Source organism: Chelativorans salis, assembly GCF_025336525.1.
GTDB lineage: Bacteria > Pseudomonadota > Alphaproteobacteria > Rhizobiales > Rhizobiaceae > Chelativorans > Chelativorans salis.
In genome coordinates, this window is the sequence record NZ_JAOCZP010000007.1 from 240,234 (window position 1) to 251,625 (window position 11,392).

The 11,392-nt window shown below is 63.9% G+C and carries 7 protein-coding genes; 6 read left to right on the top strand and 1 reads right to left on the bottom strand.

Annotated features, from left to right (window positions below):
- The first annotated feature begins 2 nt into the window (after positions 1-2).
- The 6 genes from prfA (at position 3) to N5A92_RS20965 (ending at position 8,746) form a co-directional block, all read left to right on the top strand.
- Positions 3-1,082 carry a peptide chain release factor 1 gene (prfA, locus tag N5A92_RS20940; protein WP_260906017.1) on the top strand — a complete coding sequence of 360 codons (1,080 nt, stop codon included), beginning with the start codon at positions 3-5 and terminating at the stop codon, positions 1,080-1,082.
- Complete coding sequence (gene prmC, locus N5A92_RS20945) at positions 1,075-1,968, top strand: peptide chain release factor N(5)-glutamine methyltransferase (protein ID WP_260906018.1); 894 nt, start codon at positions 1,075-1,077, stop codon at positions 1,966-1,968. Before prfA ends, prmC begins: the two co-directional genes overlap by 8 nt.
- Positions 1,969-2,272: 304 nt before the next feature.
- A complete protein-coding gene (locus tag N5A92_RS20950; protein ID WP_260906019.1) occupies positions 2,273-2,917 on the top strand; it encodes a DUF4167 domain-containing protein in 645 nt (214 codons plus the stop codon).
- Positions 2,918-3,137: 220 nt separating this feature from the next.
- Positions 3,138-5,747: an ATP-dependent chaperone ClpB gene (gene clpB / locus N5A92_RS20955; RefSeq protein ID WP_260906020.1), complete on the top strand. Its 2,610-nt coding sequence runs from the start codon at positions 3,138-3,140 to the stop codon at positions 5,745-5,747.
- A gap of 19 nt (positions 5,748-5,766) precedes the next feature.
- Positions 5,767-6,132, top strand: coding sequence for an MmcQ/YjbR family DNA-binding protein (locus N5A92_RS20960; protein ID WP_260906021.1), 366 nt, complete (start codon positions 5,767-5,769; stop codon positions 6,130-6,132).
- 1,147 nt (positions 6,133-7,279) lie between these two features.
- On the top strand, positions 7,280-8,746 hold the full coding sequence (locus tag N5A92_RS20965) for a L,D-transpeptidase (protein WP_260906022.1): 1,467 nt from the start codon (positions 7,280-7,282) through the stop codon (positions 8,744-8,746).
- Between the two features lie 36 nt (positions 8,747-8,782).
- Here N5A92_RS20965 and N5A92_RS20970 read toward each other — a convergent pair whose 3' ends face one another.
- Positions 8,783-10,720, bottom strand: coding sequence for a M23 family metallopeptidase (locus tag N5A92_RS20970; protein WP_260906023.1), 1,938 nt, complete (start codon positions 10,718-10,720; stop codon positions 8,783-8,785).
- Between the last annotated feature and the right edge of the window lie 672 nt (positions 10,721-11,392).

Consider the following 11,392-nt stretch of genomic DNA (forward strand, 5'->3'; position numbering starts at 1 on the left):
CGATGACAGAACTGCCGCGCGACCGCATGGACCAGGTGCTGAAGCGTTTCGAGCTTCTCGAAACGCAGATGGCGGCCGGGCCGTCGCCGGAAGCCTATGTGAAACTCGCCTCCGAATACGCCGAATTGCAGGAGGTCGCAGCCGCCATTCGCACCCTGAGGAATGCGGAAGCAGAACTCGACGATCTCGAAGCGATGCTCGTCGACAAGGCAACCGAGCCGGAGATGCGCGAACTGGCCGAGGCCGACCACGAGGAGGTGGCGGAGAAGGTGGAGGAACTGCGGCAGAAGCTGCAGGTTCTCCTGATGCCCAAGGACGAGGCGGACGAGAAGAACGCCATCCTTGAAATCCGCGCCGGCACCGGCGGCGACGAGGCCGCGCTCTTTGCCGGCGATCTCTTCCGCATGTACGAGCGCTATGCCACCGAGCGCGGCTGGCGTGTGGAGGTGGTGTCGGCCAGCGAGGGCGAGGCCGGCGGCTATAAGGAGATCATCGCCACGGTCTCCGGGCGCGGCGTGTTCTCGCGGCTGAAGTTTGAATCGGGCGTGCACCGCGTGCAGCGCGTGCCGGCCACCGAAGCCCAGGGGCGCATCCACACCTCGGCCGCCACGGTGGCCGTGCTGCCGGAGGCGGAGGAGGTGGACATCGATGTTCGGCCGGAAGATATCCGCATCGACACGATGCGCGCCTCGGGCGCCGGCGGCCAGCACGTCAACACAACCGATTCTGCCGTGCGCATCACCCATATCCCCACCGGCATCGTGGTCCTGCAGGCGGAGAAGTCGCAGCACCAGAACCGCGCCCGCGCCATGCAGATCCTGCGTGCCCGGCTGTTCGATGCCGAGCGCATGAAGGCGGCCGACGAGCGCTCCGAGGCGCGGCGGCTGCAGGTCGGCACCGGCGACCGCTCCGAGCGCATCCGCACCTACAACTTTCCGCAGGGGCGGGTCACCGACCACCGCATCAACCTGACGCTCTACAAGCTCGACCGGGTGATGGAGGGCGAGCTGGACGAGGTGGTCGACGCGCTGATCGCCGACCATCATTCCAAGCTGCTTGCCGATGCAGGGGCGGATGGCTGAGCGCGAGGAGATTGCGCTTGGAGCAACGCTCGATACCTTATTGAAGGCCGTGCGACGGCAGCTTGCCGAGTGCCGGGCCGAGGACGCCGATTTCGAAGCCCGCCTTCTGGTGGAGCATTTCACGGGCACGTCCCGAACCGATGCGATCAGTGATCCCGACCGGCCGGTCACGCGGCAGGCAGTGGGCGAGATCGACGCTGCGCTGGCGCGCCGCCGCGCGGGCGAACCTGTGTACCGCATCCTCGGCTTCCGCGAGTTCTATGGGCTGACGCTCAAGCTTTCCCCTCAGACGCTCGAGCCGCGGCCGGATACGGAGACGCTGGTGGATCTGGCGCTTGCGGAAGCGCGGCGGATCGTTGCGTCACGCGGGCGCTGCCGCATCCTCGACCTCGGCACGGGAACCGGGGCGATCGCGCTGGCGCTTTTGAGCATGGTGCCCGAGGCAGAGGCGGTGGGTGTCGATATTTCCGAAGAAGCCCTTGCAACGGCGCGCACCAATGCCGATATAAACGGGCAACGAGAGCGCTTCGTCGCGCTGAGGTCCAACTGGTTGACGGATGTCGACGGCATGTTCGACCTGATCGTCTCCAATCCGCCTTATATACCGACGGCCGATCTGGAGACGCTTTCGCGTGAGGTGCGCGAACACGATCCGCGAGCCGCGCTGGACGGCGGGGCGGACGGACTTGATTTCTACAGATCGATTGCCGCCGGAGCACATCGCCACCTGGAAGGCGAAGGCGCCGTCGCGGTGGAGACGGGTTACAACCAGAAGTCCGCCGTGGAGGCCATCTTCGCTAAAGAAGGCTACAGTACCGTCAGGACGGCACGTGATCTGGGTGGGCGCGACAGGGCCATGTTGTTCATGCCTGTGCGCTCCGGATGAGGGCTTGGAAAAAAGACTTGGCAAGGTGCGGGAATGTCGCTAGGTTCCGCCGTGCCGGATGAGACGAAGCAGGCAGTGCCGTTTTCGATTCGGTTCCCGCGGACAGACTGCCTTTTTGCGTTATCGACGCATGTGCTTCGTGCGGGGATCATCGGGCAAGTGACACCAAGCGGACCAGGATGGCCCTCGTGCCTATCGAGGTGCGGCACATCGCCAGGGGAAATTGTGAGACGGACGGCCTTGGTGCCCGTTTTCTCCGAAATCAACACTCGAATCGATAGTTGTCTCAAACGAAGAGAATGGAATGAGGCCACAACAGCAGAACAGGCGTATGCGCGGACGCGGCAACAATAACCGCAAGGGGCCGAACCCGCTCACCCGTAGCTACGAAAGCAATGGTCCGGATGTGAAGATCCGCGGCACCGCACAGCAGGTTGCCGATAAATACACGACCTTGGCGCGCGATGCGCAGAGTTCCGGCGATCGTGTGATGGCCGAAAACTACCTGCAGCATGCCGAACACTACAACCGGCTTATCGCCGCTGCTCAGGCACAGCAGCAGCCGCAGCAGAACATGCGCGACAATCGCGAGGACGACGACGAGCGCGAGGATCGCGACGAGCAGGAGCCTAGCCGCTCCGAGGCGCAGCCACAGCCGCGTCAGCGTCAACGTGTCGACGATGGTTCCGGCCCGCAGCCGGTGATCGACGGCATCCCCGCCGAGGTTGCGCTCGACCGCCAGGGCAACGGCGCCAACCGTGCGAAGTCCAACGGCCATGCCGATGGGAACGAAGAGGATGCCGCGCCCAAGGAGACCGAAGCAGCCAGCGAAGAGGGTGCGGAAGCGCCGAAGCCGGCAAAGCGTCCCCGCCGGCCCCGCAAGAAGGCAGCCGAGACATCCGACGCAGACGAGAAACAGCCTGCCGAGGAGGCCGCTGCACAGGGCTGAGTGCTGAGCGACTAATTTGCGACGTTTGAAGCGGCGGGCATTGCCCGCCGCTTTGCGTTGGTGCATTCATCTTGTTGGCATGGCCGATTGTTCCCATATCTCGGGCAGTTGGACCAGCCGAGAGACCGGTATTGATCTCGATCATTGCCGGATGGGGGTCCGTCACATGAGCCTGGCCGATGCCGCGAAGCGGGTCGGTCAAGGAGATGGAGACGCGGAGATGGACATTGAGAAATATTCCGAGCGGGTGCGCGGCTTCATTCAGTCGGCCCAGACACTCGCTCTTTCGAAGAACCACCAGCAGTTCACGCCCGAGCACATCCTGAAGGTGCTGGTTGATGACGAGGAAGGCCTTGCCGCCTCGCTCATCGAGCGTGCCGGCGGGCGCGTGCGCGACGTGAAGCTTGCCGTGGAGGCGGCACTCGAGGCGATGCCGAAGGTCGAGGGCGGCAGCGGCCAGCTTTATCTGGCGCAACCCCTTGCCAAGGTGTTCGCCACCGCGGAGGAGGTGGCCAAGAAGGCGGGCGACAGCTTCGTCACCGTCGAGCGGCTTTTGACGGCGCTCGCTGTCGAGAAATCTGCCAAGACCGCCGATATACTCGCCAAGGCAGGCGTAACGCCGACGGCGCTCAACCAGGTCATCAACGATATCCGCAAGGGACGCACCGCCGACTCGGCGAGCGCGGAGCAGGGCTACGACGCGCTGAAGAAATACGCGCGCGACCTGACGGCCGAGGCGCGGGCCGGCAGGCTCGATCCAGTGATCGGCCGCGACGACGAAATCCGCCGCACCATTCAGGTGCTCTCCAGGCGCACGAAGAACAATCCGGTACTGATCGGCGAGCCGGGTGTCGGCAAGACGGCCATCGCCGAGGGCTTGGCGCTGCGGATCGTCGATGGCGACGTGCCCGAATCGCTGAAGGACAAGCAGCTCATGGCACTCGACATGGGCGCCCTCATCGCCGGCGCAAAGTATCGCGGCGAGTTCGAGGAGCGGCTGAAGGCGGTCCTTTCGGAGATCCAGGCGGCCTCCGGCGGTATCATCCTGTTCATCGATGAGATGCATACGCTGGTAGGAGCCGGCAAGGCCGATGGCGCGATGGATGCGTCTAACCTTCTGAAGCCGGCACTGGCGCGCGGCGAACTCCACTGCGTTGGCGCCACGACGCTCGACGAATACCGCAAGCATGTGGAGAAGGACGCCGCCCTTGCCCGGCGGTTCCAGCCTGTCTTCGTAAACGAGCCGACGGCCGAGGACACGGTTTCCATCCTGCGCGGTCTGAAGGAGAAGTACGAGCAGCACCACAAGGTTCGGATCTCCGATTCGGCGCTGGTGGCCGCCGCCAGCCTTTCCAACCGCTACATCACCGACCGCTTCCTGCCCGACAAGGCGATCGACCTTGTGGACGAGGCCGCATCGCGACTGAGGATGCAGGTCGATTCGAAGCCCGAGGAACTGGACGAGGTCGATCGGCGCATCATGCAGCTCAAGATCGAACGCGAGGCGCTGCGGGTGGAGAAGGACGAAGCCTCCAAGGACCGGCTGCAGAAACTTGAGAAGGAGCTTGCCGGGCTCGAGGAAGAGTCGGCCCGGCTGACCAGCACATGGGCGGCGGAGAAGGACAAGCTCGGCCTTGCCGCCGACCTCAAGCGGCAGCTCGACGAGGCCCGCAACGAACTCGCCATCGCCCAGCGCAAGGGCGAGTTCCAGCGCGCCGGCGAACTGGCCTATGGCCGTATCCCCGAGCTCGAGAAGAAGCTTGTCGAGGCGGAGGCACAGGACGGTTCCGGCTCCATGGTCGAAGAGACGGTGACGCCGGACCACGTGGCGCACATCGTCTCGCGCTGGACCGGCATTCCAGTCGACAAGATGCTCCAGGGCGAGCGCGAGAAGCTCCTGCGCATGGAGGACGAGCTTGCCAGGCGGGTCGTCGGCCAGGGCGAGGCGGTCCAGGCCGTCTCCAAGGCCGTGCGTCGCGCGCGTGCCGGCCTGCAGGACCCGAACCGGCCGATCGGCTCCTTCATGTTCCTCGGCCCCACTGGCGTCGGCAAAACGGAGCTCACCAAGGCGCTGGCCAACTTCCTGTTCGACGACGAGCAGGCGATGGTACGCGTCGACATGTCGGAGTTCATGGAAAAGCATTCCGTGGCCCGGCTCATCGGCGCACCTCCCGGCTATGTCGGATATGAGGAAGGCGGTGTGCTGACCGAGGCGGTGCGGCGCCGGCCCTATCAGGTGATCCTGTTCGACGAGATCGAGAAGGCGCACCCGGACGTCTTTAATGTGCTCCTGCAGGTGCTCGATGACGGGCGGCTGACGGACGGGCAGGGCCGTACGGTAGACTTCCGCAACACGCTCATCATCATGACCTCGAATTTGGGTGCGGAATTCCTCGTCAATCTCGCCGAGGGCGAGGACGTGGATAAGGTCCGCAACGAGGTGATGGGCGTCGTGCAGGCGTCCTTCCGGCCCGAGTTCCTCAACCGTGTGGACGAAGTGATCCTTTTCCACCGTCTGCGCCGGCAGGATATGGGCGAGATCGTGCAAATCCAGCTCAAGCGGCTGGAGCGGCTTCTGGCCGACCGCAAGATCACGCTGGACCTGGATCAGGAGGCGGTCGACTGGCTGGCAGCCAAGGGCTACGATCCTGCCTATGGCGCGCGGCCCCTGAAGCGGGTGATGCAGAAGGAGCTGCAGGACCCGCTTGCCGAGAAGATCCTGATGGGGGAGATTTTCGACGGCTCCACCGTCAAGGTCACCGCAGGGTCCGACCGGCTGATTTTCCGGCCGAAGAAGCCTGCCGGGGAAGCGGCCGAAAAGGCGGCGTAACATTGAAAGGGAGGCGCGGGTGAAGCTGGAAGACTACAATAGCTTCTGCGCCTCCCTTCCCCATACCACTCATGTGGTGCAGTGGGGCGGCGCCCACGTCTGGAAAGTAGGCGGCAAGGTCTTCGCCATCGGCGGATGGAGCGATGGTGAGATGGTGGCGGTCACCTTCAAGTGCTCCGACCTCGCCTACGACATCCTCAAGGAGCAACCGGGCCTGCGTCCCGCACCCTATCTGGCCTCCCGCGGCATGAAATGGATCCAGCGCCAGACGGCGGAAACCATGGATGATGCCGCGCTGAAGGAGTATCTCGGCGAGAGCCACCGGTTGGTGGCGGCAGGGCTGCCGAAGAAGATGCAAAGGGAACTCGGGCTGGCGGGATCCTGATTGGTCTGCCAAAGACCGCCCCGCCCCCGCCTAGCAGAGGCCGAACGCCCCCCTCAAACGCGCGCGTCATCAGGGACAAAGGCTTATCCGGGACCCATTCCGGAACGTTGGACAGGTCGCGGCATGGTTCCGCGGGTCAAGCCCGAGGATGACGACAGTGGTAAGGGCGGCGTAAATCGCCGAGGCTTGCGATTAGCCGCAGCCTCAACACAACTCGTCATCCTCGGGCTTGACCCGAGGATCCATGCCTGAACAGCGATCACGGACACCGACTGGACCAACGATATGGTCCAAAGCGGGGATAAATTTCGCCCCTCGCTCCCGCCAACCCATTGATCCCCCACAACCTGCAAACTTTTCTCGCAGGAAAATCCGCCCCCCTGCCCAAGCCGCCCCTATCATAGCCCCATCGCTCTCGCGGGAACCGGGTCCGGACCGGGGATCAGGGAGGGCGGCGGAGACCTCCCCCTTCGGGCTCGGTACCCGGAGGCCTGAGGGCCCGCGACAGGCCGGCGGTGCCGGGAGCGCTGGGTGACAGCGTTGCTGGCATTGCGGAGAAGCCGCCAGGGCTTCTCGTCCGGCCCGGCAAAGCCCCCAATCGGGTGCAGCCGGGAAGGGCGGGGAGGCCGAGTGACCGGCCGACTGCGGGACAGACTCCGGCGGGGCGCGTTGGACGCGCCTTAAAAAGAAATAGAGTGGCTCGGACAACGCGCCCCGCTTCCCACGTTCTTTGACATAGCCCGGCTTCGAAAAGGAAGCGCGGCAACGGATAAGCACGTCCTCGCCAGGGAAGGCGCGATGCTGACGCCTCTCTCCCCCTTGCGGGGAGGGGTAAGGGGTGGGGGCGTGGCGACGTGCATCTCCGACCCATGTCTCCCAGCGAGCAAAGCGGCCAATCACAAACGACCGGCACACGAGCGCAGCCACCCCCACCCCTCTCCCCTCCCGCAAGGAGGAGGGGAGACATGGCGCCCTGGCTGAGGTTGCCGAAGGAGCATGAGGATGGTTATTTCAGTTCATGGCGAGGAAGATCAGGGTCGGCCATTTTCATGTCTCGATCATGTATTAGGCGGCACGCTAAGTTCGCGATGGGTGCGATTCGTACAAGCGCCGGCAGTCATCAAACGTCGGCGGGGAGCGGGATGTGTTGAAGAAATATTCCTTGGCCTTGCTGCTTGGTCTTTTGACGGCCGTACCTGCTCTGCAGGCGGAAGAAGCGCTGCGCTTGCCGGAAGGCATACAGCTTGCCCAGGTTTACGAGTTCGACGTCTATATCGACCAGCATGGGCGTGAGGTCGTGGTCGATCCGCGTACGGGCCGCGTGGTCGAAATCCGTGCGCCTGTCATCGCGGCACCGCCCCCACCGCCGCCACCGGAGTATCTGCGTCGCGAGATGCGTTCCCGCGACCTTGGCCGGCGAGAGTATGATTTCACAGATCCGAGGGACGTCGAGCGTTTCCACCGCGACCGCGAAGCGGCGATCAGAGAAGGGGTCGATCCCTATGGCGAGCGCGGCTATCGCAGGCCGCGCTATGACGATCCCTATGTCGATCCGCGCTACGGCGAGTATGAGGAAATGCCGCCGGTGGAGGAGGACTATGGAGCCTATCCCCCGGTGGAGCGCGAAGACCCAGGCATACGGCGCGCGCCGCTCGATTCGCCGTCCGGCCAAGGGGGAGCGCTGGCAGCCGTGCCGCCGAACGATGGGCGTGAGCAGTTGCTCCCGGGCCAGGACCGGGGGCTCGAGACCACCATCCCGGACGTGCACGGCGCCAATGAGGAGGTGGCGAAGTACCAGGTGCTCCTTGACCGCGCCGGTGCCTCACCGGGGGTGATCGATGGGCGCATGGGCGATAACGTCAACAAGGCCATCAGCGCCTATCATGAGATCGTGGGCGAGCGGCTGAAGACGTATGACAAGGAGTGGATCGCCGCGGAGCTGGAGAAAACCGGCGGGCCGGCGTTTGTCGAATATACGATCACCGCGGAGGATGCGGCCGGACCCTACATCGCCTCCGTGCCGGAGGACTATGGCGAGAAGGCCACTCTCGAACGGTTGAGCTATACGCGCGTCACCGAGATGCTGGCCGAGCGCTTCCATATGGACGAAAAGTATCTCGTCGCGCTCAATCCGGACGCCAACTTCAACCGTCCGGGCACGGTCATCAGGGTGGCCAATCCCGGCGAGCCGGCGACGTATGACGTTGCGCGCATCGTCGCCGACAAGAGCAGTAAGCAAGTTCGAGTCTACGATGCGCGCGGCCGGCTCGTCGCTGCCTATCCCGCCACCATCGGCTCCGGCGATACGCCTTCTCCCACCGGTACCCACGAAGTGGCGCGCGTCGCCTTCGATCCCGAATACACCTATAATCCGACGAAAAACTTCAAGCAGGGCAACAACGACCGTGTCCTGACCATCCCGCCGGGGCCGAACGGTCCCGTGGGCTCTATCTGGATCGCGCTGTCCAAACCGACCTACGGCATTCACGGCACGCCAGAGCCCTCTAAGATCGGCAAGACCTACAGCCATGGCTGTGTGCGGCTGACCAACTGGGATGCTCAGGAACTCGCCAAGCGGGTGAAGCCGGGCGTAACGGTGGAGTTTGTGGAGTAGGCAGCGCGGGCAGCCCGCGCCGAGCCGCTAGGCCTTTCAGTCGTCCACTCTGGCCAGGACGGGAAGCGGTTTGGTGAAGGAGTCCTGCAGCAGATCGTCAATGCGCTCGCGCTCGCGCTCGAAAGCAGCGAGTGCTTCGCCTTCGAGGGTGTGACTGTCAGGCAGGCGCACGCGCATCGGGTCGACCTTGCGGTCGTTGACGATCAGCTCGTAGTGCAGGTGGTTCCCCTTCGCCAGGCCGGTGGCCCCGACATAGCCAATCACCTGCCCCTGGCGAACGGTGGCACCGGGAACGACACCCTTGGCGATGCCGCTCTGGTGGTTGTAGGAGGTGCGGTAACCATTGGCATGACGGATGATGGTCTGGCGTCCGTACCCTGCCGACCAGCCGGCTTCCTCCACCACACCGTCACCGGAAGCGATGATAGGCGTGCCGCGCGGCGCACCCCAATCGACGCCCGTATGCATGCGCGAATAGCCGAGAATGGGATGCCGGCGCATGCCGAAGCCGGAGGTAAAGCGGCCATTGGGCACCGGGTTGCGCAGCAGGAACGGCCGCGCGCTACGGCCCTCGCGATCGAAATAGTCCGTGCTGCCGTCGGGGAGCTCGAAGAGGTAATAAGTCCGCGTCTTGCCGCCGAAGGCGGCCGAGACGTAGAGAAGCTCGGAATTCTCCGAAGCGCTTCCGTCCTCGTTGGGCTGAGAGAAGAAAACTTCGACCTGATCGGTGAGGGAAAGGCGCGACTGGTAATCGACGTCGGCCGCCAGCAGACGGATGAGCCGCCGCGTCATGGGCTTGGTGAGACCGTAGGAATAAGCAGCGTTGTATATCCCATCATACACGCGCGGAAGATCGGCACGGGATACCGGCGGCTGGGGCTCGTCGTCGAGCGTGGCCAGGAGCTCCCCTCCCGATTTCGGTTCTTCCGCCGGAACAAACTGGCCCCGGTCGTCCACGGCGATGGTTACAAGGTGCTGCCTGCCGTTATAGACGCTTGTGCGCACGACATCGCTGGTCTCTTCTCCGGCTTCGATGCCGACGCGCAGCAAGGTACCAGCCTTGAGCGCATTCGTGTTGAGCAGCTTGGCGATCGCCTCTGCCATGCCCGTAACGTCCGCGCCCTCGTAGCCGGCATCGTGGAAGGCGTCGAGGATCGGCTTATCCTCGGCGAAGGAGATGATGTCCTCGGCAAAGCCGGTCGACGGTCCACCGGGAGTATTGCGCGGCGCAATCGAGACGTTTTCCTGGACGATGCGCGCGCCGAAGTGGGAAAGGGCCTGGGTGGCGAGCGATTCGCCAAACCGCTGCGGGTCTATATAATGCAGCGCCGCAACCTGGACGTCGCCTTCCGTGAGAATTGCGCTGGTTGTGCGCACCACCTGCTCGACTTCCTCGGCCGTCAGGTCGCTTTTCTCATCGAACGACGCCGTCTGCAATGGAAACGGGAGTGTGCGCAGGCTGACTTCGCTTTCCACCTTCGCCCCGTAGATAAGGCCCGTGCGGGCGGCGCTGGCCGCGCCATCTTCGGCAAAGACGGAAAGCGGATCGAAGGGCGGGTAATCCTTGCTGGTGGTGTGCCCGGCCGCGAGCGCCATCCTGACGTGGACGAAAGGCAAAGTGCGCACGACGTCGCGGTCGCCTTCCTTCAGTACCGTCGACACCTCCATCAGACGGCGGTCGCTCGGTTTGGCCAGCGCGCGCGACGGAATAAGACGGGCGGTCTTGGCTGCTTCGCCCGACCCCTTGGCCATATCTTCCAGAAGCGCGATCTCCGGTGGCGTGGCAAGCTGCTCGCGTCCGTCGAGGGCCGCCGACAGTGCAACGCCCATGAGCACAGTCGATGTCAGGCCGGTCAGAAAGGTGCCGACAAGCCAGCGCGCCGATATCTCGCGGCGGTCGGGGGGACCGCTGCGCCCATCCGCTATCAGTGGCGGTTGGTCATCGAGGGGAGGTCTCGCGCTTGCCTCTTCCAACGTCGTTTCCTGCTCCCATTAATCCGGCCGCACTTGCCGGCGGCTCCAGATCCGCGCACGAAGTCATGCCCGGCAGAATCGGCCAAGTCAATGCACAGGCGCCGCACCGGCGCGCCTGGCAATACCGTGGTCGCAAAACACCCCCCAATCAGTTCGTACTGGAAATGAGCTTACGACACACCCATATAACACGACGTAGGAAGGGAATTGGGCTCCAATGTGGCCTTCCACAAGCTGAACGTCGGTGCGGGGTTTCCGCAGGGCGGTGACGCGCGAATAGGGCGTCGTAAAAAATTCAAAAAAGTTCAGAATCCCCGTTGACACTCGAAGCGGGTGACGACTATATACGCCCCACAACGAGGGCGGCGGCGCCGCTGGCGACAGAGATGCTTGCTCTTGTTAATCCATGCAGAGAGCCGCGCGAGCGACACTCATAGGGCTGAAGCCAAGATCGCGTTGGCCCGAAGACAGCAAGTCGTTGTCTGTTCTTTGACAATTGAAGATAGAAGAAAGGGAAACGTGGGCGGCAGAGGCTTGCGGGATCCTGGTGCCCGAGAGGGTATTGGGGTTCCAGACGAGACTTTGGCGGACACGTTTTCGAGAGAAAGTTACCCTGTTCGAGAGATCGAACGGGTGTGAAGTTCTCGTCGATTCATGCGTGACCAATAGCCA